The 23630-nt window shown below is 55.6% G+C and carries 24 protein-coding genes (1 of these 24 cut by a window edge); 23 read left to right on the top strand and 1 reads right to left on the bottom strand.

Features of this window, described 5'->3' with window-relative positions; all coding sequences use genetic code 11:
* Nucleotides 1-215: 215 nt before the first annotated feature.
* The 4 genes from metG to GZH47_RS03355 all read left to right on the top strand — a co-directional run bounded on the left by metG (nt 216) and on the right by GZH47_RS03355 (nt 5156).
* Nucleotides 216-1856, top strand: a complete 1641-nt coding sequence (gene metG / locus GZH47_RS03370) for a methionine--tRNA ligase (RefSeq protein ID WP_162638535.1) — start codon at nt 216-218, stop codon at nt 1854-1856.
* A gap of 121 nt (nt 1857-1977) precedes the next feature.
* The gene (locus tag GZH47_RS03365; RefSeq protein ID WP_162638534.1) at nt 1978-2730 is read left to right on the top strand and encodes an SDR family NAD(P)-dependent oxidoreductase; all 753 of its coding nucleotides are present in this window, start codon (nt 1978-1980) and stop codon (nt 2728-2730) included.
* Between the two features lie 98 nt (nt 2731-2828).
* Nucleotides 2829-3497 (top strand): response regulator transcription factor, encoded by a 669-nt coding sequence (locus GZH47_RS03360; RefSeq protein ID WP_162645053.1) that lies wholly within the window; start codon nt 2829-2831, stop codon nt 3495-3497.
* Nucleotides 3498-3755: 258 nt separating this feature from the next.
* Nucleotides 3756-5156: a sensor histidine kinase gene (locus GZH47_RS03355; RefSeq protein ID WP_225446349.1), complete on the top strand. Its 1401-nt coding sequence runs from the start codon at nt 3756-3758 to the stop codon at nt 5154-5156.
* 50 nt (nt 5157-5206) lie between these two features.
* Here the strand turns inward: GZH47_RS03355 and thrC are convergent, their stop codons facing one another.
* On the bottom strand, nt 5207-6481 hold the full coding sequence (thrC, locus tag GZH47_RS03350; protein ID WP_162638533.1) for a threonine synthase: 1275 nt from the start codon (nt 6479-6481) through the stop codon (nt 5207-5209).
* Nucleotides 6482-6766: 285 nt separating this feature from the next.
* On the opposite strand from thrC, the gene GZH47_RS03345 reads away from it, so the two are divergent.
* From GZH47_RS03345 to GZH47_RS03255, 19 genes are all read left to right on the top strand, one after another.
* On the top strand, nt 6767-7687 hold the full coding sequence (locus GZH47_RS03345; RefSeq protein WP_162638532.1) for a LysR family transcriptional regulator: 921 nt from the start codon (nt 6767-6769) through the stop codon (nt 7685-7687).
* A 300-nt stretch (nt 7688-7987) separates the two neighbouring features.
* Nucleotides 7988-8644 carry an FMN-dependent NADH-azoreductase gene (locus tag GZH47_RS03340; protein ID WP_162638531.1) on the top strand — a complete coding sequence of 219 codons (657 nt, stop codon included), beginning with the start codon at nt 7988-7990 and terminating at the stop codon, nt 8642-8644.
* A gap of 133 nt (nt 8645-8777) precedes the next feature.
* Entirely contained in the window at nt 8778-11174 is a 2397-nt protein-coding gene (helD, locus tag GZH47_RS03335; protein WP_225446348.1) for an RNA polymerase recycling motor HelD, read from the top strand.
* Between the two features lie 48 nt (nt 11175-11222).
* Nucleotides 11223-11666 carry a GNAT family N-acetyltransferase gene (locus GZH47_RS03330; RefSeq protein WP_404823741.1) on the top strand — a complete coding sequence of 148 codons (444 nt, stop codon included), beginning with the start codon at nt 11223-11225 and terminating at the stop codon, nt 11664-11666.
* 291 nt (nt 11667-11957) lie between these two features.
* Complete coding sequence (locus GZH47_RS03325) at nt 11958-12728, top strand: TVP38/TMEM64 family protein (protein WP_162638529.1); 771 nt, start codon at nt 11958-11960, stop codon at nt 12726-12728.
* A 94-nt stretch (nt 12729-12822) separates the two neighbouring features.
* Nucleotides 12823-13389 (top strand): NUDIX hydrolase, encoded by a 567-nt coding sequence (locus tag GZH47_RS03320; protein WP_162638528.1) that lies wholly within the window; start codon nt 12823-12825, stop codon nt 13387-13389.
* Nucleotides 13390-13523: 134 nt separating this feature from the next.
* Nucleotides 13524-13781, top strand: a complete 258-nt coding sequence (locus GZH47_RS03315) for a DUF2164 domain-containing protein (RefSeq protein ID WP_162638527.1) — start codon at nt 13524-13526, stop codon at nt 13779-13781.
* A gap of 14 nt (nt 13782-13795) precedes the next feature.
* Complete coding sequence (locus GZH47_RS03310; protein WP_192043577.1) at nt 13796-14011, top strand: helix-hairpin-helix domain-containing protein; 216 nt, start codon at nt 13796-13798, stop codon at nt 14009-14011.
* A gap of 25 nt (nt 14012-14036) precedes the next feature.
* Nucleotides 14037-14606, top strand: coding sequence for a hypothetical protein (locus tag GZH47_RS03305; RefSeq protein ID WP_162638525.1), 570 nt, complete (start codon nt 14037-14039; stop codon nt 14604-14606).
* 34 nt (nt 14607-14640) lie between these two features.
* The gene (locus tag GZH47_RS03300; protein WP_162638524.1) at nt 14641-14919 is read left to right on the top strand and encodes a hypothetical protein; all 279 of its coding nucleotides are present in this window, start codon (nt 14641-14643) and stop codon (nt 14917-14919) included.
* A gap of 41 nt (nt 14920-14960) precedes the next feature.
* Nucleotides 14961-15506: a GrpB family protein gene (locus tag GZH47_RS03295; protein ID WP_162638523.1), complete on the top strand. Its 546-nt coding sequence runs from the start codon at nt 14961-14963 to the stop codon at nt 15504-15506.
* 47 nt (nt 15507-15553) lie between these two features.
* Nucleotides 15554-16015, top strand: coding sequence for a GNAT family N-acetyltransferase (locus tag GZH47_RS03290; protein ID WP_162638522.1), 462 nt, complete (start codon nt 15554-15556; stop codon nt 16013-16015).
* Between the two features lie 2 nt (nt 16016-16017).
* Nucleotides 16018-16443, top strand: coding sequence for a GNAT family N-acetyltransferase (locus tag GZH47_RS03285; protein WP_162638521.1), 426 nt, complete (start codon nt 16018-16020; stop codon nt 16441-16443).
* 17 nt (nt 16444-16460) lie between these two features.
* Nucleotides 16461-17189 (top strand): hypothetical protein, encoded by a 729-nt coding sequence (locus GZH47_RS03280; protein ID WP_225446347.1) that lies wholly within the window; start codon nt 16461-16463, stop codon nt 17187-17189.
* Nucleotides 17190-17415: 226 nt separating this feature from the next.
* Complete coding sequence (locus tag GZH47_RS03275) at nt 17416-19188, top strand: sensor histidine kinase (protein ID WP_162638520.1); 1773 nt, start codon at nt 17416-17418, stop codon at nt 19186-19188.
* Nucleotides 19166-20548: a response regulator gene (locus GZH47_RS03270; RefSeq protein ID WP_162638519.1), complete on the top strand. Its 1383-nt coding sequence runs from the start codon at nt 19166-19168 to the stop codon at nt 20546-20548. Before GZH47_RS03275 ends, GZH47_RS03270 begins: the two co-directional genes overlap by 23 nt.
* A 268-nt stretch (nt 20549-20816) precedes the next feature.
* Nucleotides 20817-22562: an extracellular solute-binding protein gene (locus GZH47_RS03265; protein WP_162638518.1), complete on the top strand. Its 1746-nt coding sequence runs from the start codon at nt 20817-20819 to the stop codon at nt 22560-22562.
* 104 nt (nt 22563-22666) lie between these two features.
* Complete coding sequence (locus tag GZH47_RS03260) at nt 22667-23566, top strand: ABC transporter permease (protein ID WP_162638517.1); 900 nt, start codon at nt 22667-22669, stop codon at nt 23564-23566.
* A gap of 59 nt (nt 23567-23625) precedes the next feature.
* Nucleotides 23626-23630: the 5' end (the start) of a carbohydrate ABC transporter permease gene (locus tag GZH47_RS03255; protein WP_162638516.1), read on the top strand. It continues 880 nt past the right edge of the window; 5 of the gene's 885 nt are visible here — the first part of the coding sequence; its start codon is at nt 23626-23628; its stop codon lies beyond the right edge, outside the window.

The following is a 23630-nucleotide window of genomic DNA, read 5'->3' as shown; positions in this document are numbered from 1 at the left end:
TATGCTTTCGAAGCTGTTTTGTTTAATGTGCCGGAATGCTCGGCTTGGCTTCGCCCACAAAACTTGAGCTTATGCTTTCGAAGTAGTTTTGTTTTTCTAGCCGAAGTACTCGGCTAGGCTTCGCACACAAAACTTAAGCTTATGCTTTCGAAGTAGTTTTGTTTTTCTAGCCGAAGTACTCGGCTAGAAAAACAAAACTTTAGGAGGAACCCGAAATGACCATTTTCATCGGAGGCGCCTGGCCTTATGCGAACGGTTCGCTGCATTTGGGACGATTGGCGAGTTTGCTGCCCGGCGACGTGCTGGCCCGTTATTTTCGTTTGAAAGGCGAAGAGGTGCTGTATGTCTCGGGAAGCGACTGCCATGGAACGCCGGTTGCGGTTCAAGCGCTGCAAGAGGGCGTTGCGCCGGGCGATATCGCGGATCGTTATCATGCCGAATTTGCCGACTGCTTCGAACGGCTTGGATTTACGTACGACTGCTATACGCGGACGGATCAGCCTCATCATCATCGCGTTGTCCGGCAGTTGTTTCTGGATTTGCTGGCGAACGGCTGTTTGTATGCGAGATCGACGCTCCAAACGTATTGCGAGACGGACCGGCGCTTCCTGCCCGACCGCTACGTGGAAGGGATATGTCCGGTTTGCGGGAACCGCGCGCGCGGCGATCAATGCGAATCCTGTTCTACGCTGCTGGATCCGTCCGATCTGATCGACAGAACATGCAAGCTTTGCGGCAATCCGCCGATAGAGCGGGAGACCGAGCATTATTATCTGGCACTGTCGAAGTTCCAAACGGCATTGACCGATTACGCCGCGGCGCACGCGCAGGACTGGAAGGACAACGCGGTGCAGCTGACGAAACGCTACCTTGAGGAAGGTCTCCAAGACCGGGCCGCTACCCGGGATTTGGACTGGGGCGTCGACGTGCCGCTGGAAGGATTCGAGGACAAGAAAATCTATGTTTGGATCGAAGCGGTCAGCGGTTATTTGTCGGCGAGCAAGCAGTGGAGCGCAGAGTCCGGCGGCAGCTGGGAGTCGTTCTGGCTCGATGGACGCAACGAGATTACGGCTTATTACGTGCACGGCAAAGACAACATCCCGTTTCATACGCTGATTTGGCCGGCGATTCTGCTGGGAGCAGGCGGACTCCATCTGCCGGATCGGATCATCTCGAGCGAATACATGACGCTGGAGGGCAAGAAATTCTCGACCAGCAGCAACTGGGCCGTATGGGTACCGGACGTGCTGAGCCGATATCAGCCGGATTCCATACGCTACTTCCTGATCGCGAACGGACCCGAGAAGCGGGATACCGATTTCTCGTGGCGGGAATTCATTCACAGTCATAACGGGGAGCTGCTCGGGGCATTCGGAAATTTCGTCAATCGGACGCTGGCGTTCATCGATAAATCATTCGACGGCATCGTACCGGAAGGCGCTGTGAGCGAGGAATGGAGCAAGGCGATCGAGAAGCTCTTCGCATCCTCCGGCGCGTTGATCGAACAGGGCCGATTGAAGGAAGCCTTGGAGCAGATCTTAGATCTGGTCCGGCGCGCGAACAAATATTACGACGAACAGAAGCCTTGGGCACAGTTCAAAATCGATAAAGCCGCATGCGGAGACACGCTTCACGCCTGCACGCAGCTCATCGTTAATTTGTCCCGCTTGCTGCACCCGTTCATCCCGTTCGCCTGCGAACGCATACGTACGTTTTTGGCATTGGAAGAGCCGGTCTGGGAACCTGCCTATATCCCGGCCGGAATACGAATCGAGCAGCTCGCGTTGTTGTTCCACCGCATCGATACGAGCCGAATCGAAGAGGAAATGAATCGGCTGAAGCAGCAACGGAGCTAAGCATCCGCATACGCTGCCGTGCTGAGTTGCGGGAAGTCGGATACGTTGGCCGCGCGCATGTCCCGGTATGTTACAATAAATGGATGGCAATCGCATGCGCCAATAATGAAGGAGGTCTTCTATGCCAACGCAAGGCAAAACCGCCGTCGTAACCGGCGCTTCGCGAGGAATCGGCGAAGCGCTCGCAGCCTCGCTGCTCGCGCAAGACTATCGGGTTTACGGCATTTCGCGATCTGCTTCGCCATCGCTTGCCGGGTCTGCGAATTATACGGCCATCGCCTGCGATTTATCGGATTCCGCGCAAACGGAAGCGATGGCCGACCGCTTGTTCCGCGAGCTGGCAGCCGATCCTGGCGAAGAGCTGCTGCTGATCAATAACGCGGCGATGCTCGAACCGCTCGGTCCAATCGAATCTTTGAGCGCGGCGGAAATGTCAAGGCACCTACAGACCAGCCTGCTTGCGCCGATGACGCTGAGCAGCGCGTTTGTCCGTCATGCGCAGCAGCTTCCGATTGCGAAGCGGATCGTGAACGTAACGTCGAGCTTGGCTATCCATTCAGCCCCTTCGATGAGTCTATACTGCAGCAGCAAAGCAGCATTGAACATGCTGACCCGCTGCATCGCCGACGAGCAGCGAACGCAGCCGTACCCGATTCTCGCTTATGCGCTCGATCCGGGCATGACCGAAACTCGGATGCAGGAGACGGCAAGAGGACGGGACAAGGAAGCTTTTCCGCTGCAATCCTTCTTCCGGGAGAGCTTCGAGCAGGGCAGGCTTCAATCGCCCGAGCGCGTCGCTGCCGAGACGCTTAGGCTGTTGGCGGACGCTTCGCCCAGCGGTTCCGTGCTTCATGCGTACCAACGAAGTCAGTAACGTCGGCTGTTCATATTCCGTTCATGGAATGATTCTATAGTGAGTTCAACAAGACCCGCGGGAAGCGGGACATTCGACACGAGGTGGAGCAAATGGCAGTGACGACGATACTGGTGGTGGACGACGATCCCCATATTCGCGAACTGGTGCGGTTGTTTCTGGCGCGCGAGGGGTTCCATATCGTCGAGGCGGAGGATGGCGAAGACGCGCTCCGCGTACTCGAACAAACGCAGGTTCAGCTGGTAATACTCGATGTGATGATGCCTAACATGGACGGCTGGGAGCTGTGCCGGGAACTGCGGCGGGATATGGAGCTTCCGGTGCTCATGCTGACGGCCAAAGGCGAAACGAGTCAGAAAATCAAAGGCTTCGAGCTTGGCGCCGACGACTATCTCGTGAAACCGTTCGAACCGCTGGAACTCGTGGCGCGCGTGCGAGCGCTGCTCAAGCGATACCGGATCGCGACTTCGCAAAGCGTCCAGGTCGGCAGCGTGCAGCTGAGCAAGGAAACATACGCGGTGACCCTGGACGGAGAATCCATGACGCTTCCGATGAAGGAATTCGAGCTGCTCTTCAAATTGGCAAGCTACCCTGGCAAAACGTTCTCGCGCGAGCAGTTGATCGAGCAGCTGTGGGGGTATGATTACGAAGGGGACGAACGGACCGTCGACGTGCATATCAAGCGGCTGCGCGAGAAGTTTCCCGAGGATCGATCCAAGCTTCGCATTCAGACGATCCGCGGACTCGGTTACCGATTGGAGGTTTAACGCGTGAAGGGCCCATCCGGCAAGAAGCCATCCGATAACGGACCATTCGAGAACACAGCTTTCGAGAACCGGTCATTTGAGAACAAACCATTTAGAAACAAGCCATTCAAAAACAGGCCGCTCCAAAACCGACCGCTCCAAAACCGACCGTTCAAAAACAAACCTTTCCAAAACAAGACGTCGAACAACCAGCCGGCCGGCCGGAGGCGAAATAGAAACGATTCCGCTTCCAAAAAACCGTCCAAATGGATGACAGCGTTGAAAATTATCGGCGGCATCCTCCTCATGAACGTGCTGACGTATTTCTGTTTCTCCGTTTCATTCACCGTCGTCGGCTTCGTGAAAGAAAAGCACGGGCATTCGACCGTAACGAAGCAGCTGCTCCGAGACGGGCAATTAATTACGGCTGCCTTTGATGGGAAAGCGAATGCGCAGGGTCTGCCGGAGATGTTGACGAAGCTGACCCAATTACGGCATTATACGATCACGTATGGAACGGCGAACGCATCCGCCGTATTCGCTTCGAGCGGGTCGGACGATCCCGAATTCGTCACCTCGATCAAACCCGAGGACTGGCAGCAAGTGCTGTCCGGGTCCGACGTGCAGCAAGTGAACCGGAAATATCCGTTCTCCGAGGCTACGGCGGTCGTAGGCATGCCGATCACGATCGGCTCCGAGCGATTCGCTCTCTTCATCGAAGAGAAAGCGCCGAGTCTGTACCGGGATTTCTGGCAGCAGGTCATGACCGTCTTCTTCGGTTTCCTGCTGATGTTCATTCTGATGCTGCTCATCGGCCGGCCATGGAAAGAACGAGGCGGCATCTATGTGTATATTTCGGCGATCCGGCGCATGTCCAAAGGCGATTTCACGGTGACGATCGACAAGGCCGAACAGATGCCCGGGCATTATGGGGAACTTGCTACCAGCATCAACGACATGGCGGTGGAGCTGAATCAGATGGAACAGATGCGCCAAGCGTTCATTTCCAACGTGTCGCATGAGATTCAATCGCCGTTGACGTCGATTCGCGGATTCGCGCGCGCGCTTCAGCAGGATGGACTGGATGACCAGCAGCGCAACCATTACGCGGGCATTATTGAAACCGAGAGCGTACGGCTGTCCAAGCTGAGCGACAATCTGATGAAGCTGACGACGCTGGAAGCGGATCAACAGCAGATCCATCCGAAGCCGTTCCGCCTCGATCAGCAAGTGCGGGCCATGATTCTCGCCTGCGAGCCGATTTGGACGGAGAAAAATATATTGATGGATATCAATTTGGATGAACGCGTCATGCTGAACGGAGACGAAGAGCTGCTGTCCCAGGTATGGATGAACATCCTTACGAACAGTTTGAAATTCACGGACGAAGGCGGCACGCTGTCGGTGGAAGTGAAGCCGACCCCGGAGGGGGCATCCGTCTGTATTTCGGATAACGGCATCGGGATCGCGGAAGAGGATTTGCCGCATATTTTCGAACGGTTCTTCAAGGCGGACAAAGCCCGCAGCCGCCGCGAGAAAGGCAGCGGCAGCGGACTCGGACTGTCCATCGTGAAAGTCATCGTCGATCTGCACGGCGGGAAAGTTACGGCGAGCAGCACGCCAGGCGTCGGGACGACGTTCACCGTCACCTTGCCGAACTCACCGATTAAGCAAACGTAGGACTCAAGAACCGGTTATTCATTGCGTGATCAATCCGTAAAGTCCGTAAATTACTCTTCTAAATTGACTTGAAATTCTTCGTTCAGCTTCACGCGGCGAATCCCGTTGCGCCAAGGCGCCTCGGAGTAATCGGCACCTAGATGGTAGCTGTTAATCGCGTTCGTATCCTTCAATAAGCTGCCGGTCAAAATGCAAGCAGCGGTCTCGTCGCGGTGAATGACGCCGCCTTGCACGAGCTTGCGCAGTCCGGCGACCGCCGCCGCCGAAGCCGGCTCGCAGCCGATTCCGCTGCGGTCGACGCAGGCTTTGGCCGCCATAATCTCCGCATCGCTGACGGCCGTCGTTACTCCGGCCGTCAGTTTTAATGTTTCCAGCGCTTTTCGCCAGCTCGGAGGGTTTCCGATATTGAGCGCGCTCGCGACGGTTCGGGGAGCCGGCTCCGGTATCAGCGTGCTTAATGACGCGTCGACCATCCGGTGAAACGGGCCGGCGCCTTCAGCTTGAACGACGGCCACCCGCGGCAGCCGGGCAATGAATCCGAGCGCGAACAATTCACGCAGTCCTTTGCCGAGCGCCGATGCATTGCTGAGCGCGCCGCCCGGGAGGACGATCCAATCCGGCAGTTCCCAGTTCAAGTCCTGGGCAAGCTCGAAGACGATGCTTTTCTGACCTTCGATCCGCATCGGATTCACGGAATTGCATACATAGCAGCCGTTCTTCTCGCCGTTCTCGTTCAGCCACCTAATGCCGTCGTCGTATGTGCCGGGAAAAGCAGCGACCTGCGCGCCATACGCGAGCGTCTGCAGCACCTTGTTCAGCGATATGCCTTCGTCCGGTACGAGCACGAGCGACGGTACGCCAGCCGTCGCGGCATACATGGACAGGGAGGAGGAGGTATTCCCGGTCGAGGTACAGGCAAAGCTTGCGTAGCCCAAGCTCGCGCCATGCGATACGGCGGCCGTCATGCCGTTGTCTTTGAACGAACCGCTTGGATTCTCGCTTTGCGCTTTCAACCACAGCTGTCTGATCCCCGCGAACTCGCGCACGCATTCGGGTCCGTAAATTCCCGTATTGCCTTCGTTTCTCGTTACGATGAACGCGTCCGGAAGTTCGGGCGCGATCAACTCTTTGTAGCGCCATACGCCGCTAGCGCCGATGGTGTGGCGTTCGCCGAGCCGCCGATGGAACAGATCCTTTAACCGCTCCGCGTCCGCATCTCCAAAATCGTGCACGACTTCGAGCAGTCCGCCGCAGTGACAGGCATATCGCATCGGTTTCGCCGCCAGCGAAGCAGCAGCGCCGCATTCCACGCATCTTGCTTTCATAGAACCATCCTCCAGAACTTTCGGCATCAGCAAGCAAAGGCTTGGCGAAATATGTTATCCGCAATGATTTGCAAAGCGCTTATTCGCCGACTCTTGCCTTAATAACCGTTAAATGCTTTAGCCGTTTTTTAAAGTTTGTTCTCTTGTGAGGGGCCCCTCTTACAACTACAATAAATAAAAATCTTTAATAATACCAATATTAAAAAATTGCGAATGTATAATAATTGATTATGAGTTGGATGCGCGGAATCGGCATGCGGCGAGCGAGCGGAGGAAGTTGCGAAGATGAATTTGTACGGATTGATCGTGTTTCATCATGTGGCAGCGACGGGGAGCGTGACCAAGGCAGCCGAAGCGCTGCGCATCAGCCAACCGGCCGTGACGGCTCATGTGCGGAATATGGCAGCCGAGCTGGGATTGACCCTGCTTGCTCCGAAGGGCAGAGGCATATTGCTGACGGAAGCGGGGGAGCGGCTCGCGGCTCATGCCGCGCGGTTGTTCTCGCTCCAGGAAGAGATCCTGCGCGATATGGGGGATTACGTAACGGGCGCGGCCGGGGAACTGCGGCTCGCAGCCACTTCGCTGCCGGCGAATTTCCTCCTGCCGGAACGGCTGGCCGCATATCGCGCCGCATTCCCGGGCGTGAACATCACGCTGCAAACGCTCAATGCGGACAATGCGATTCAGGCGCTTCTTCGTTACGAGGCGGATGCGGCCATCATTGGAGGAGGAGTGCCGGAGCAGCCCGGATTAACGCGGCAGCTGCTGCTGGAGGATGAGCTTTGGTTCGTCGCGGCAAGCGGGCACGCGCTGGCAGGGAAACGGTTTTCCATAGCCGCGCTCATGAACGAAGCGTTCGTCATGCGCGAGCCCGGAAGCGCAGCCCGGGAACAGCTGCTTACCTTATGCCGCATTCACGGCGCGCCGCCGCCGAAGACAGCCCTTCAAGTGAGCGGCGTCCATGAATCGCTGCATGCCGCCGCATCCGGTCTCGGCGTAACATTCGTTTCATCCATGGAGGCAAGGTCGGCGGTAGCAAGGGGCGAGCTTGTCCGGCTTCGAGCGGAAGGCATCGATCAGCGCAACCCGATCTTGTTGTTCACGCGTGCGGAAGATGCGCTGCCTCCGGTTGCGGAGCAGTTCATTGCCTTGCTTGCGAGCTGGCCGAATTCCGCTCTTGCCGCCGCACCGGCCGAGACGCATTAGCCAGTCCCGCGAGCCGCTGGCATTACGTCCCCGACTATGCTATAACATGAAGACGGCGATTGCTTATCCGTTTCATGACAATAGTTTGCGTTCGTACGTCGGCCGTTATGTACGTTAGCCGCGATACTGGAATCGCCAAGAAGAAACGACTTCTGCCGACGTCCCGATAAGGTTAATACATGCATCGCCGCCAGCAAAAGCCGCTTTGCCATGCGCTTTCTCGTTACATGAACCCCTCCAAGCCGGAACAACCTATGGAGCGTCAGTCATTTTAACGAAAAGGCAGGGATCGCATTTACCATGGCGAAATTATTGTATATTACCGCGCATCCGCATGATCATCAAACTTCGTTCAGCATGGCGGTGGGACAGGCCTTTCTCGATGCTTACCGGGAAGCTCATCCGCAGGATGAGATCAAGCATTTGGACTTGTACAATATGGATATTCCGCATATCGATGCCGATGTATTCAGCGGCTGGGGCAAGCTGAGGGGCGGCGGCGAATTCAAGGATTTGTCTTCCGGGGAACAACGGAAGGTTAGCCGTTTGGGCGAGCTCGTCGACGAATTCGTCGCCGGGGACAAGTACGTATTCGTAACGCCGATGTGGAACTTCTCTTATCCGCCAATTATGAAAGCTTACATCGACTCCATTTGCGTGGCTGGCAAAACGTTCAAATATACGCAGGAAGGCCCTGTCGGACTGCTGCCGAATAAATCGGCGATTCACATTCAGGCGCGCGGCGGTAATTATTCAGAAGGCCCCGCCGCGGGCATGGAGTGCGGTCATCGTCATTTGACGGCGATCATGGCTTTCTTCGGCATCACGGACTTTAAAGGTATTTTCGTCGAAGGCCACAATGCGGCTCCGGCACAGGCAGACGCGATCAAAGCGAAGGCGATCGAAGAAGCGAAGCAGGCGGCCAAAGCGTTCGGCCACGAGAAAGTAAACGCCTAACGTATGCTGAAAGTTTAAAATAAGCGATGCCACGCTCCCCTTCGGTCCTTCGATGCATGCACGAAGGATGGAGGGGAGTCGTATGTATACATAACGATTTTCGAGTGAGGATAAGGGGAAAGGGTGGTTCAAAGTGAGCGAGAAACAACCCGAGTGGTCGGCCGAACAGGAGCGCGTCGACGAGGTCGTCAAGCAGGTTGACCAGCGCATCGAGGCGCTCGAGCTGCAGACGTCCGACACGCATTCCGAGATGGTCGACATTCGAAAGAACTTCTGGGACGACGTCACGGTCAACTTCGAGGATGCCGTTGAAATGGCCGAGTCGTTCGCTAGTTTGAAGCAGCAGGCGGAAGTGCTATCCGAACGGGAACGGACGCATCGGCATGCCGCGCAGCAGCTCAAGACGCTGCGAAAGCTGAAGTCTTCGCCGTATTTCGGCCGTATCGACTTTCTGGAGGACGGAGAGTCGTCCGCGGATGAAGTCTATCTTGGCATTTCATCGCTGCGCGACCGCGCCGACGAGCATTACTTGATCTATGATTGGCGGGCGCCGATCGCCAGCCTGTATTACGACTATCCACCCGGTCCGGCGCAGCTTCAAACGCCCGCTGGCCTGATTCGCGGCGATCTTCAGCTGAAGAGACAATTCGTCATTCGCGACGGCGAAATCGTCAGTTTGTTCGATACCGGCGTGACCATCGGCGACGAGTTGCTGCAAGAAGTGCTCGGCCGCCAGTCCGATGCGCAGATGCGCAGCATCGTCGGTACGATTCAACGGGAGCAGAACCGCATCATCCGCAACGAGCGGAGCCGGTTGCTGCTCGTGCAAGGCGCCGCGGGAAGCGGGAAAACGTCAGCGGCGCTGCAGCGCGTGGCTTATTTGCTCTACCGGTTCCGGGGAACGCTGAACGCGGATCAAATCGTTCTGTTCTCGCCGAATCCCATGTTCAACAGTTACGTATCGACGGTGCTGCCCGAGCTGGGCGAAGAGAATATGCAGCAAACGACGTTCCAGGATTATTTGGCCGCGCGGCTAGGACATTCCTTCAAGCTGGAAAATCCGTACGCGCAATTGGAATACGCGTTAAGAGCGGAGAAGGAGCCTGGTTATGAAGCCCGCATGGCAGGCATCCGCTATAAAGCGACGATGGGCTTCGTGCGGCTGATCGACGGCTATCTCGGCGTATTGGGCGGGGCCGGCATTATTTTCAGAGACGTTCGCTTCAAGGAAGAGGTGCTTGCGACCGGGGAGGAAATCGGAGCGCATTTCTACGGCCTGGATCGGTCCATCGCGGTGCCGAACCGGATGCGGTTGACGGCGGAATGGCTGCTGGGGTTATTAAAGACCAGGCAGCGGGCGGCGCTGAAGGAAGATTGGGTCGACCAAGCGATCGATCTGCTGGACAAAGAGACATATTTGCGCGCCTATCAGACGCTGAGACGGCAGAATCGCAAGCTGAAGGACGAATCGTTCGACGATTTCGACCGGGAACGGGAGCTGCTGGGCCAGTATGTCGTCATGGAAGCGGTAAAACCGGTCCGCAGCCGGATCAAGAAACTGACCTTCGTCGATGTGCGCTCCACGTTTCTGCGATTGTTCCTTAATTCGGAGATTGCCGCTCATGCAGCTGCGCATGCAGGTATCGAGCTACCGGAGTCGTGGGAACCGATCTGCAAAGATACGATCGACCGGCTGCTGCTGAAGAAAATGGCCTACGAGGATGCTACGCCGTTCCTGTATGTCGTGGAGCGTATCCGCGGTTTCCAGACGAATACATCCGTTCGGCACGTGCTGATCGATGAAGCGCAGGACTATACGGCTTTCCAGTTTGCTTACTTGCAGCGGTTGTTTCCATTCAGCCGGATTACGGCGCTGGGCGATCTGAACCAGTCCATACAAGCGCATGCGGATGCCGGCGAAAGCACGGGCTTCACTGCTCTGGCGGCTTTGTACGAGGCTTCGGATACGGAAACCATCGTGTTGAAGCAGAGCTACCGTTCCACGCGTCCGATCGTTGAATTCACGAGCATGCTTATTGCTGGCGGCGAAGAAATTCAGCCATTCAATCGGGATGGCCTGAAGCCGAAGCTCATGGTGGCAGAGGATCGCGATGCCCTGTACAAGATGATTCGCGCCAAGTTGACCTTGCTCGCGACGCAAGGCAATCGCACGATCGCCGTCATCTGCAAAACCGCCGCTCAAAGCCTGGTCGTCCATGAAGCGCTGCTTGGCGTCGGGCCGATCCGTCTCGTGGAGTCGGAGACGTCCACGTTCGAGCCGGGCATCGTCGTCATCCCGTCTTATTTGGCGAAAGGCGTGGAATTCGACGCGGTGCTGGTCTATGACGCTTCGGGATCCCCGACGGGCTACGGGCAAGAAAGCGACCGGCGATTGTTTTATACGGTTTGTACCCGGGCGATGCATGAGCTATACTTATACGCGCTCGGCAGCGCGGGGCCGTTCTTGCAAGGACCGATCGAAGCCTACTACGAATCGGCGGAAGAATCAGCGGATTTGCAAACGAACTAATAGCATGACCAATTAAATAACATTGAAATGCAGAAAGAGGTTATCGCAGTGGCTTTGAATTATGAACGAATTACGACCCCGGAAATGCTGGAGGATGCGATCGGCGTTCGCTTCACCGTGTTCGTCGACGAACAGAAGGTGCCTGCTGACGAGGAGCGGGATGAATACGATGATACGCCGGAATCCTGCCATCATTTCCTGGTGACGGATAACGGCAAAGCCATCGGGGCAGGCCGGTGGAAGGAATACGAGCCGGGCGTTGCGAAAATGCAGCGGATCGCCGTGCTGCTTCCTTACCGGGGAACGGGAGTGGGCAGGCAGCTGCTTGCAACGATGGAAGCGGACGCGAAGGCCGAAGGCTACTCGGCGTCATTCCTGGGCGCGCAGTGCACGGCGGAAGGGTTTTACCACAAGCTCGGCTATGAAACGGAGCCGGGCGAGCCCTTCTTGGATGCGGGAATCCCGCATGTCAATATGCGCAAGCAGCTGTAATAGCGGAGCGGAGCTAGCGGCGCAAGCAAGCGTACTAGCGTACTTATGCGGGACGGAGCAGGCAGATGTGCCGCTTCGTCCCGTTTTTGCTAAGTCTGCAGCGATGGCGGACTATAGAATCGGTTCAGTCGGCAGGTTCCTCTCGGCCGGCATGGGCGCTATAATGTTGTAGAGAGCTTCATAGTCGGTCGAAGCGAAATGAATCGAGTCGGCATTGTTGCGGCTGGTTAAGTACAGGCAAACAAGTCGAACGTTCAATTGGGGCTGGAGATGGAAAAGGAAGGCACACAGATGAAATCCGCGAGAAACGAACCAACGGCTGCTGCAGTTGCGGCTCATCCAAGCAACAATCCGGAACGAAACGAAACCGCTTTAATCGGAACGGGAGCAACGGATTCAACCCAGCCGGCACCCGCCCAGGCAGCTGTTGCTTGGAAGCGGTGGGCGCTTCTTCCGGCTTACCTTGTCATGCTGATCGCCGTTTGGTCAAACAAAACGGAACTGTTGGACTGGATCCACTCGGGCGCCGTTTCGCCTGCGTTGATGCTGCTGATCGTGACCGGACTGGCATGCGTACCCATCATTCCTTTCAGTGTCGTCATCGGCACGATGGGGTATTTGTACGGTCCGCTGCCCGGCGCGCTCATCAGTTTGATCGGCGCATGGCTGGCTGCACTGCTCACGTACGGGCTGTTTCGGTACGTGCTGCAGGACCGGGCGCGGTTGCTGCTTCGCCGCTACGCCGTGACAGCACGTTGGACGTCGCTCGTCGAGCATCGTCCTTTCGGTTCCGTCCTGCTTGCGCGGCTTATTCCCGTCGTCCCCCAGCTTGCCGTGAACGCGTACGCGGCCGCGGTGTCGCTTCCATTCCTGACTTATGCCGGCGCTTCGCTTCTTGGGAAGATTCCAGGGATGCTCGTGTTTGCATTCATTGGCGGACGGATTGCAGGAGACCGGAACGCGCTGATTACCGCCGCTGCGGTATACGCGGGATTTCTGATCGCCGTCTATGCGGGCAACCGGATATGGAAGCGGAAAGGCAGCCGGCAGCAAGCGGAATAGCTTGCTGATCAAATTCCGGTTTTTTTATTATTTTCCAATATTCAGAATCCCGTTATAATTAGGGAAATACGGTTCGCAGGAACGGGATGATAGGATGATTGCGTATACGATTTGTTTTATCAGGCGCGGCAGTCAAATCCTGATGTTGAACCGGGAACGGGCAAGCTGGATGGGCTGCTGGAACGGCATCGGCGGCAAGCTCGAGCCAGGCGAAACGCCGCGCGCGTCCATGGAGCGGGAGTTTCGCGAAGAAACCGGGATTGAAACCTATGATTTGCAATTCAAAGGTCTCGTCACCTGGCTGCTGGACGGTGCTAAATTCGGCGGCATGTACGCGTATTTAGCTGAGGTGGATGAGCATTACCCCTATGAAACACCGATCAAGACGCCCGAAGGCATCTTGGATTGGAAGGATACGGAGTGGATCCTGCATCCATCGAATCTCGGAATCGCAGCGAACGTTAAGGTATGCCTGGACGCTATCGTCCGGGACCCAGCCTGTTACGATCATCATTGCGCGTATGTGCAGGGGAAGCTGCAGTCGCATGGTTCCGTCCCGATCGAAGCTGCATTGGAGCACGATGAGCGATTAAGGGACTTGTATCTTGAGCAGGCTTCGAAGAAGCTCTATGTCGACAGCCAATTCAACCTGCGGGCGTAAGGAGCGGGGTACATTGACGAAGAACGCGAAAATCATTCTATCGTTGTCGCTGCTCACGTTCAATCCGCCGATGCGTCAATGGTTCGGCTTATCTGCAGGATGTTTAATACGACCAATCATGAAGGAGGAGCTGCATGTTCATTCCCGTCAAATTGCCCAAGGAACAGAAAGACGACATCGTTCGAAGCGTGCAATCGTATTTCGAGGAAGAGCGTTCCGAATCGATCGGTTCGATAAGCGCGGAGTCGCTGATCGATTTTATGCTGAAGGAGCTTGGGCCTTACGTCTACAATCAGGCGATTTCGGACGCCCGGAAACTGATGCAGGACAAAACGGCTCAAATCGAAGACGAATTGTACGCGTTGGAGAAACCGATTCGCAACATACGATGACAGGAGGAATGATGATGAACGAGCAAGAAAACGGGCTGCCCGGCGGCGATCTGCCTGCAGGTCTATCCAAACCGGCGCAGCGCGCACTGGCTAACGCCGGCTTGTCCAGTCTGGAACACGTGTCCAAGCTGAGCGAGCGCGAGTTTGCGGAACTGCACGGCATCGGTCCGAAAGCAGTGGATCTCATCCGCCGATCGTTTGCGGCCAAAGGCTTGTCGTTCAAGGAGTAGGTAATCGAAGGGGCCGGTGGAAACGATGCTGCTCTATCATTATTTTGAACGCGGCGCAGGTCCGTTCCGCAATTTATCGGCGCTCTCCGACGAGGACGCCGCATGCGTCAGCGCCCGTCTGCGGGTTGAAGGCCGCGCGTTCGCGAGCAAACGCAGCGACGATTATCTCGCCATTCGGCGTGAATTGGAGCAGCGGGCCAGGTCGATGTTCGTGCGGAAAGGCGGCCGTCCTTCCGGCAACTTCCCGCACTACATGACGCTGGGACCGTGTCGATGGCTGGAAACATGGTTCGTCGAGCCGGAAGTCATTGCGTTGGACTGGGATTATTTTACGGCGGAGACACTTAGTTTTACTTATGGCGATCTGTTTCCGACGATGCGCGTTGCCGACGGCCGTCCTTATCGGGAGCAGGTATACACCAAAGCGGAAATTCGCGGGATTATCGGGCAGTACGGCTTGCCGCAGCATTGGAACCCGGAAGGGGAGAGCGGCCCCGAACGATACATCGAGGTTCAGGTGTGGGACGATGCAGCCGTTCAAACTTATGCGAGGCAGCTGATCCGGGAACGCGTAAACAATAGCTCTATGGAATAGTGAGGTTAATAAAGCAATGCGACAAGGGCAATCTATGATTCTCGAACTATTGCGGATATGTGTCATCGCGCTGATCTTTTACTACATAACCGATGCGGTCGAACGGCTCGTTTTCCATGGGTTGAATCAAGACAAAGGATCCGTATGGCTCCGGGGGCTCGGAAATTTCGCCTTGCTGTTCGTATGCTATCGAAACTGGTTTCAATTCAAAGGCTGGTACAAATCGGGCCGTAACCGGAAACTCAGTACCCGTACGACGGCCAGTTTGGTCATAGCGGGAGTCATTCTCGTAGCAGCTTCTGCTTCAATGTGAAGGAGACCTATCGGCAATGCAATCGTGGGGAGGGTGAGAAGATGAAGGATCCCATCGTAATCGTTCCTTATGATGCGAATTGGCCTGCGGAATTTATCGAAATCGGCGGCTTCCTGAGACAAGCTTTGGGGAGTAAAGCATTGCGCATCGACCATATCGGATCGACCGCAGTCATCGGTTTGGACGCCAAGCCGGTGATCGATATTCAAATTTCCGTCCGTTCGTTTGCGGAAATGCCGGCCATCGCGGACGACTTGGCAGGATTAGGCTACGTGCATCGGGCGGACAATCCCGATCTAACGAAGCGGTATTTCAGGGAGTCGGAGGGGACTCGCAGGACGCATATCCATGTTCGCGAGCTTGGCAGCTTCTCGGAGCAAACGGCTCTCTTGTTCAGGGACTACGTCCGCCTCCATGCACATGAAGCGAAGCGGTACGCGGCCATCAAGCATTCGCTCGCGAAGTCGCTTCGGCACGAACGCGAACGGTATACGGAAGAGAAGGACCCCTATATCTGGGACACGCTGCGCAGTGCGAGCAAGTGGAGTCAGAAGGTCGGGTGGAAACCCGGGAATCCGGATGCGTAACGCTGCCGCTGCCTAACTATAACGGGATGTTGAGGGGAGAGTGGAGCATGGGCGCATTGACATACCGGATGGCCGGATTGGACGACGCTGCACGGCTTGCGCAGATGAATCGGCAGCTGATCGAAGACGAAGGCAGCGAGAACCCGATGAATCTGGCGGAGCTGGAGGTTCGAATGCGCAACTTCCTGGAGACGGGCTGGTCATGCGCGATATTCGAGCTTGATCGGGAAATCGCCGGCTACGCCCTGTTCGAAGCGCGGCCTCGGCCCTACGATGCCGCGCGCCAGGAAGTATTTCTCAGGCAGTATTTTATCGCGGCCGAACATCGCGGACGCGGCATCGGCCGGGCCGGTATCGAGCTGCTCGAGACTAGCGCCTTTCCGCCCGATTCCCCGGTTGTCATTGATGTATTGAGCGGGAATTCGCGCGGCGAGCGATTTTGGCGCGGCGTTGGATTTGAACCGTACGCGGTGACGATGAAGCGAGACCAACCGAAGAGCGGGGGATAACGATGGCGTCCACGCCGGAACGTACGCATGTCCAGGAAGAGAGCGGCTACATACGCAACCGTCTGATCGCGTTTAATGCAAGCCAATTGCCGGAAGCGATTCGAGACCGCTACGAGGAGATTCATCTCGTTCAGCGGGATGAGGAAGGCCGGATCATCGGCGGCATGCTGAGCGAATATTGCTGGAATTGGATCGAAGTTCATATCCTGTGGGTGGATGAAGCCCGTCGGGGAGAAGGTCACGGTTCGGCGATGATGGAAGCCATCGAGCGCATCGCGATCGAGAAACAGTGCACGTTCATCAAGCTGAACACCTTCACGTTTCAAGCGCCTGAATTTTACAAGAAACACGGCTATGCCGAGCTGGCCGTTATTGACAACGCGCCACTGGGGCACCGGCACTTTTATTTCATCAAACATTTAAGCTAGCAAAGGAGTTACGCATCATGAGTCCATTAGTCGCAGCCGTGGTTCCATTCCTTATGTTCATCGCGCTCATCGGCTGGCTTTGGAAAAACCAACGCAAAAATAAAGCGTCCAAAAAGACGGTGACGCCGGGATTTCCCCTGTATCCCGTGAAGTTCGAGACAACGCCCGACATGCCCGTGCCCTTCGGTTACAAATCCCAGTGGTTCGCGGTTCGAACGATAGATACGGAGGCCGTGGCGAATTGCTTGCAGCTCAAGCGTTTGCAGCCCGCAAACTGGCAAACCGGCATGGCCGGAGCCGATGCCGGGTACTACTTCGTCTCGCCTCCCATTCATGGCTGGACGCTGGTCGTGAATCCGTATATGCCGGATTTGAGCAGCGCGGAAGAACCCGGGCCGCTGCAGATGCTGGAGCGGTTAAGCCTTTCTTTCGGAGAAGCCGGCTACTTCGGTTCTCACCGGGTCGTTGAATACCATGCCTGGGTCCTTGCCAAACAAGGCGAAATCATCCGCGGCTTCGCGTATGTCGGCGAGCGGGGAGAGACGATTCTCGACCAAGGAGGGCTGAGCTCTGCGGAACGCGAAGCTAATCTGGCTTTCACCGATTTGGAAGCCGATGAGCCGGTCCTGCCGGGCGAGGAGGATGTACAGCTCATGGCCAAGCTGTGGAGCGTGGATCCGAGCATGGAGCAGGGCGGCTATCAAGCGGGGACGGGGCTGGTCGGCGTTACCGAACTAACAGAATAACTTAAGCTTACACGAAAGGCGCTCCCATATTGTCGTATTGTCGGCGGGGGCGCTTTTTTATTTTGAAGCGCGATTTAGCAGAACCGGGAAGCCGAACCATCGTTGCGCATCATTTGATTTTGAGATAGAATGCGCTGATAAGAGGTGATTCGTCTAATCGCGAACGCCATGCAACTAGATCCGAGGAAGCGTGTCTTCCGAAGCAACTTGGAGGCGAGAGCCGCAGATGAACGGTTTTGCTAGACGGGTGCAGGAAATGCTCCCCTATACGTTGAAATTCCGGCTGATTGCGATGCTGGTCCTGTCGGTCATGATTCCGATGCTGCTCATCGGGGCGATCTCCTATTACGGTATCTACAATGTGCTGCAGAACAAGGTCGAACGAGGAGTCGATAAGAATCTGGAGCAGGAGCGGAACGGGCTCGAATCCATTCTGAGCAACCTCGATTATTCCTCTCGGCAGCTGGCGTTCGAAGGCAAGGTCGGCAAGGATTTGAAAGCGTATTTGAAGACGGACGATCCGCTCGACAAGCAGGACTTGGGCAAGGAAATCGAGGACTATATCTCCCTCATCAACTACACGAACCCTCTTCTCGGACTGACGGCTTACTATTTGCCGGAGACGAAGCAATTTCTGTTCGAGAATTTATATATTAATCCGAAACTCAATTTGGACAGCTTTCATACGATTACCTCGCAGCCAGGCAAGTACACGCTGAACGGACCCCATCAAACGATGTACGTAAACAGCAAGAATTCGGTGTTTTCGATCATGCGGGAAACGGATTCGAGCAGAGGCGAAGGGGACGGGCCGTCGATCTTCGTCTATATCGAGACGAATGTATCGACGATTGCCGACCTATTCAACAGCGAGCCATACGGAATGCCGGTGACGCATCTGCTGCTGGACGAGAACGGGAAGATCATCTACAGCGGCGGGGACAAGCAATTTCCGGCCGGTGCCGACTATAAGAAACTACAAGCGGAACGGAAGAACAGCTTCGTCTTCTTCGATACGGCGAGCAAATACGGCATTAAGCTTGCGCTCGTTATCGACAATGATGACTATCACAAAGAAATGAACACGTGGCTGAAACGTTTTGCGATCGTCGGTCTGGTGTCGCTGCTCATCGGACTCTTATTCGGCTGGATCATTTGGACGATGATTTACCGGCCGCTGCAGCGAATCCGCAGGCAGTTCAAGATGCTCGGCGAGAACAGGTTCAATGAGCCGACGGAATCCATGATGATCAAGGAGTTTGACGAGCTGCTTGCGCAGTTCTACGACATGCGTAAACGGATTAAAGGGCTCATGACCGAGATCGAGACCAAGGAGACGCGCAAACGCCATCTGGAAGTCGAGAAGCTGATGTATCAGATCAATCCGCATTTTATTCATAACACGCTGAATACGGCGCAGTGGCTGGCCCGGATCAACGGACAGGACGAAATCGTGAAGCTGCTGACGATCTTCACCCGGGTGCTGAACTACAATCTGGGCAAGGAAGGTCAGCTTGTCACCGTCCGCGAGGAAATTCAGACCGTCCGAGATTATATAGAGCTGCAGCAAATGCGTTACAATCATCAGTTTCATGTGGTGATCGAAGCGGATGAAGGCACGGAGGCGATCGAAGTGCCGCGCTTCCTGCTGCAGCCGATCGTCGAGAACGCGATGTATCACGGGTTTAGGAATAAAGACGGCACCATTCGCGTGACCGTCCGCCTGCTCGATAGCGGGCATTTCCTGCTTGAAGTCAGAGACAACGGAGAAGGCATGTCGCCGGAAACGGTAACGGCGCTGTTCGCCGAAGACAGCGGCGGGCGGAGGAAGGTCGGTCTTGGCATCGGACTGTCGTTCGTCAATAATACCGTGCGAGTTTACTACGGAGATCAATACAGGTTGGATGTGGAAAGCGAGCTCGGCGTCGGCACGGCTATGCGGCTCAAGCTGCCTGTTGGGATAATGGAGGTCTGGGATGATCAGGACATTGATCGTTGACGATGAGCATTTGGTACGGAAAGGGCTTATACTGACGCTCCCTTGGGGGGAGCGGGGGTTTCAAATCGTTGGCGAAGCGGATAATGGCGAAGCTGCGCTGGAATTGATGGAACGTACGCCGGTCGATCTGTTGATGACGGACATCACGATGCCGGCCATGGACGGCTTCGAACTGATGAAGCGAGTGAAGGAACGCTATCCGTCCGTCTTGACGGTCGTTCTGACCTGCCATCAGGATTTTCATTTTCTGCAGGATGCCATGCGGCTCGGAGCCGTCGATTACGTCGTCAAGACGAACTTGGCCGACGAAGTGCTGGAAGATATGCTGAAGCGGATTTCGGACCGCATGCATGCGAATCATGAGCTGCAGCGCCAACCGGCAGCCGCGGCGGAGGCCAAGCAAGCGCTCGTTATGCTTTATTCCGGTCCGGGAGAAGCGGGATCGGCCGGCTTTGATACCGCTGCAGGAGCCGTGGCGCTCAACGGGAATGGCTGGCTGTTCGCGAACCGGAGCCGTTCGGAAGTCGATGCTTTGCTGGCGGAGCTGGCTGGACCGGAGATGAGCGGCTGCGCGTTCTTCATTCGCGTGACAGAGTGGCGCACCCGGGCGAAAGCATCGGAATGGCTTGCCTGGCTTCGGGAGAAACTATTCTATGATTATCAACCCGCAGACGGTGCCTGGACAATCTCGCTTGAAGAGCTTGAATCTGCTGCCGCGAACCGGAAACCGGCCGAGCCGGAACTGGAATCGCTGCGACAAACCTGGACAGCGATGCGCTGGGTGTTCGATCCGAAGGAATTCCAGCGCGTCATGGATGCATGCCGAACGATTCAGCCCCGCAGCCGGATATTGATCGAATTGTTCGAGCGGACAGCGGCTTCTTGGGCCATGCTGGCCGGCATGGCCGAGACATTCCGCGGCAGTCAGGACGAGGTGCGTTCCTATCGGACGCTGGCTGAATGGGAGCGCTGGTTCGGCGTATATTGCCGGGAGCTGGCCGCATTCGCCAAAGGGTTCGCATGCTCCGGCGACGTGTTCGTCGCCATCCTGCGCGCGATCGATTTGCTGCAGACGGATCTCGGCGAGCACGCGAGCCGTGCGGATCTGGCTGCTATGGTCAATCTGAGCCAAGGGTATTTCAGCACGATTTTCAAAGAAATCGTCGGCCGTTCGTTTCATGACGCCGCGAAGGAAATCCGGCTGGAGAAGGCGAAACGTCTGCTGATCGAGCACGCCGACATGCCGATCTACTGGATCGCGGAGAAGACCGGTTTTCAGGACGAGAAATATTTCAGCAAAATCTTCCGTATTCAAACGGGCATGGTTCCGTCCGAATATCGGGAGAAGCATCTCCGCTAGACCGGCCGATCGGTACGCTGACAAGAGCGGCGATGCCGGGCAGGCTGAAACAAGACCAAGACCCATGCGCGCGCACGGGTCTTTCTTTCTATCTATTCAAGGTCGAAAGTTGTCATCTCATGTCGGAAAACCGTTCACTGCTACATAGGCGGACAGAAACGGATGAACGTTTTTCGCCCGTTGTGCGATTTAATTTCCCTCCCGGCCGATTCTCTTGTGGAGGTATGATGAATGCATGAAAGACAACCACCACGAAAGAAGGGGTATCATGAACAAGAAAAAGATAACCGTCGCCATGACATTGGCTGCCCTGCTTCTCATTGCAACCGCTTGCGGAACGAGCTCGAACAACAACGAGACCAACGCTGCCGCGGAAGGAAGCAATGGAGGTACGGCAACGAACGCGAATCAGCCGGCAGACAAGCCTGCAGAGAAGCCGGATCCGTTCGGTAAGTACTCGGAAACGGTAGCGTTCACGTCCATTCTTAACAACAACCCTGAAGCTGCGAAGAAATTTCCGGAGGGCGAATCTTTCGCATCGAATAAATACAAATCTTATATAGAGAACGCGCTCAACATCAAATCGACGCCGTTGTGGGAAGCGAACGGCGCGGCTTACTTCAACAAATTCAACCTGATGATCGCAAGCAACGATTTGCCGGACATCTTCACGGTCGAGAAAATCGACAAAACGCCGGCCAAAACGATTTTGAAACGCCTGGTCGACAACGGCATGCTCGAAGATCTTACGCAAGTTTACGATCAGTACGCAAGTCCGGCAGTCAAGGAAGTTCAAGACTCCGTCAACGGCGAAGCGCTGAAGAACGCTTCCTTCGACGGCAAGCTGTACGGCCTGCCGAACGTAAGCGACATGAACAACGTTCATATGATCTGGGTTCGCCAAGATTGGCTGGACAAGCTCAACCTGCCTGCACCGAAGTCGGTCGACGATTTGATGACGATCGCGAAAGCGTTCAAGAACGACGATCCGGATGGCAACGGCAAAGCGGATACGCTTGGCCTGGCACTGAAAGGCGATGTATTGTTCGACAACTCGCCGTTTGCGCTGAACGGTTTCGTATGGTCGATGGATGCCTATCCGAACATGTGGGTGAAAGACGACAGCGGCAAGCTGGTGTACGGATCGACGCAGCCGGCGATGAAGGCGGCGCTCGAGAAGCTCGCGCAAATGTACAAAGACGGTACGATTGACAAAGAATTCGCGCTTCGCGACGGCAACAAAACGAGCGAATACCTCGCAAGCGGACGCGCGGGCCTGATGCTCGGCAACTGGTGGAATCCGTTCTGGCCGCTCGGCAGCGCGATCGACAACAATCCGAAGGGCGAATGGAAAGCGTATCCGATCATGACGGGCGATCATGTCAATGTCGGCAACGAATTCTTCAGCAACACGTTCCTGGTCGTGAAGAAAGGCTTTGCGCATCCGGAGCTGGCCATGAAATTCATGAACGTGCTGAAACAAGCGTCGCAGCTGAAGATTCCTGAAATTCAAGATTTGGAAACGACGGGCATCTATAAGGCATCCGATTCGACGCGCGGCCAATACGGCTTGAACAACAACATGATTTCCCCGGTATTCACGGATACGACGGCGCGCACGGTACGCAAATTCGATGATATTTTCGCAGGCAAAGCGCAAGCGGACATTCTCGATATCGCAGAGAAACCGATCTTCGATCAAGTGAAATCGGAGAAAGACAATCCGAAGAAGGATCTGAACAACTACAAAACGTACCTGGCCTGGATGGAAGGCAACGGCGTAGTCGCGCACACGAAGGCTAACAACGTATTCAACGAGTTCACCGGCACCACCAAAACGATGGACCAGAATTGGACGACGCTGACCGACCTCGAGACGAAAACCTACCTCGAAATCATCACGGGCAAGAAGCCGATTTCCGAGTTCGACAACTTCGTCAGCACGTGGAATAAGCTCGGCGGCGAGCAAATCACGAAAGAAGTCAACGAGCAGCACGACAACGAAGCGAAATAATACAGAAGTCCAGGCTGCGGAACAGGGCGCGTCGTTAAACCGGACGGTTGACGCCGCGCCCTTCCCGGTTCCCGCGGGATTTGGATGGTTTAGGAGGAATAGAGATGGCAAAGCTTTGGCAACGAGAATCGCTTCATTTTCATTTCATGCTGCTGCCGGCTCTTGCGTTGGTCATAATCTTTAATATTTATCCGATGTCGGGGATCATCCTGGCTTTTAAAGATTTCGCTCCGACCAAGGGGATCTGGGGTTCGCCCTGGGCAGGATGGGATCATTTCAAATTCGTGCTCGCCAATCCGGAAAGCGCGAAGATTCTACGCAACACGCTCATCATTTCATTCGGTAAAATCATTACGCTCATTATCGTACCGGTCGTCTTTGCGCTATTACTGAACGAAATTCGCCTTCGCTGGTTCAAGCGCACCGTGCAAACGGTCGTCTACCTCCCGCACTTTCTGTCTTGGGTCGTCGTGGCAGGCATATTGAAAGACATTCTTTCGCTTGATGGCCCCGTGAACTGGGTGTTTCATCACTGGTTCGGCTTCGAACCGCAAATGTTCCTTGGCAGCAATCATTGGTTCCGCTCGATTATTATCTCGACGAATGTGTGGAAGGAATTCGGATTCTCCACCATCATTTACTTAGCCGCGCTCACGAGCATCAATCCGTCCTTGTACGAGGCCGCGGAAATCGACGGTGCCGGACGTTTCAAAAAACTATTGCATATCACATTGCCGGGAATCGCGATGACGATCGCGCTGCTCGCGACGCTCAGCCTAAACGGCGTATTGAATGCCGGCTTCGACCAAGTATTCAATATGTACAACGCGCTCGTGCTCGATTCCGGCGATATTATCGATACGTATGTGTACCGCTCCGGACTGCAGTCCGCGCAATATGAGGTCGCGACAGCGATCGGCTTGGCCAATTCCGCAGTCAGCTTCCTGCTCGTCGTCTTTACGTACAGCATGGCGAGCAAGTTCGCCAATTATCGGATTTTCTAGCTTGTCTCGACTATTAATCGGACGGCAACAGCCGTTTAACCTTGAATGGGGTGAGTTACATGGT

Origin of the sequence: Paenibacillus rhizovicinus (genome assembly GCF_010365285.1) — a bacterium.
GTDB lineage: Bacteria > Bacillota > Bacilli > Paenibacillales > Paenibacillaceae > Paenibacillus_Z > Paenibacillus_Z rhizovicinus.
Note: the sequence above shows the minus strand (reverse complement) of the source record. Positions and strands in the feature narration are given on the sequence as shown.

Bases quoted from the DNA above. Each gene is read 5' to 3' on its own strand.
- metG (WP_162638535.1), top strand. From the start codon at position 216: ATGACCATTTTCATCGGAGGCGCCTGGCCTTATGCGAACGGTTCGCTG.
- GZH47_RS03365 (WP_162638534.1), top strand. From the start codon at position 1,978: ATGCCAACGCAAGGCAAAACCGCCGTCGTAACCGGCGCTTCGCGAGGA.
- thrC (WP_162638533.1), bottom strand. From the start codon at position 6,481: ATGAAAGCAAGATGCGTGGAATGCGGCGCTGCTGCTTCGCTGGCGGCG.
- GZH47_RS03345 (WP_162638532.1), top strand. From the start codon at position 6,767: ATGAATTTGTACGGATTGATCGTGTTTCATCATGTGGCAGCGACGGGG.
- GZH47_RS03340 (WP_162638531.1), top strand. From the start codon at position 7,988: ATGGCGAAATTATTGTATATTACCGCGCATCCGCATGATCATCAAACT.
- GZH47_RS03325 (WP_162638529.1), top strand. From the start codon at position 11,958: ATGAAATCCGCGAGAAACGAACCAACGGCTGCTGCAGTTGCGGCTCAT.
- GZH47_RS03320 (WP_162638528.1), top strand. From the start codon at position 12,823: ATGATTGCGTATACGATTTGTTTTATCAGGCGCGGCAGTCAAATCCTG.
- GZH47_RS03315 (WP_162638527.1), top strand. From the start codon at position 13,524: ATGTTCATTCCCGTCAAATTGCCCAAGGAACAGAAAGACGACATCGTT.
- GZH47_RS03310 (WP_192043577.1), top strand. From the start codon at position 13,796: ATGAACGAGCAAGAAAACGGGCTGCCCGGCGGCGATCTGCCTGCAGGT.
- GZH47_RS03305 (WP_162638525.1), top strand. From the start codon at position 14,037: ATGCTGCTCTATCATTATTTTGAACGCGGCGCAGGTCCGTTCCGCAAT.
- GZH47_RS03300 (WP_162638524.1), top strand. From the start codon at position 14,641: ATGATTCTCGAACTATTGCGGATATGTGTCATCGCGCTGATCTTTTAC.
- GZH47_RS03295 (WP_162638523.1), top strand. From the start codon at position 14,961: ATGAAGGATCCCATCGTAATCGTTCCTTATGATGCGAATTGGCCTGCG.
- GZH47_RS03290 (WP_162638522.1), top strand. From the start codon at position 15,554: ATGGGCGCATTGACATACCGGATGGCCGGATTGGACGACGCTGCACGG.
- GZH47_RS03285 (WP_162638521.1), top strand. From the start codon at position 16,018: ATGGCGTCCACGCCGGAACGTACGCATGTCCAGGAAGAGAGCGGCTAC.
- GZH47_RS03280 (WP_225446347.1), top strand. From the start codon at position 16,461: ATGAGTCCATTAGTCGCAGCCGTGGTTCCATTCCTTATGTTCATCGCG.
- GZH47_RS03275 (WP_162638520.1), top strand. From the start codon at position 17,416: ATGAACGGTTTTGCTAGACGGGTGCAGGAAATGCTCCCCTATACGTTG.
- GZH47_RS03270 (WP_162638519.1), top strand. From the start codon at position 19,166: ATGATCAGGACATTGATCGTTGACGATGAGCATTTGGTACGGAAAGGG.
- GZH47_RS03265 (WP_162638518.1), top strand. From the start codon at position 20,817: ATGAACAAGAAAAAGATAACCGTCGCCATGACATTGGCTGCCCTGCTT.
- GZH47_RS03260 (WP_162638517.1), top strand. From the start codon at position 22,667: ATGGCAAAGCTTTGGCAACGAGAATCGCTTCATTTTCATTTCATGCTG.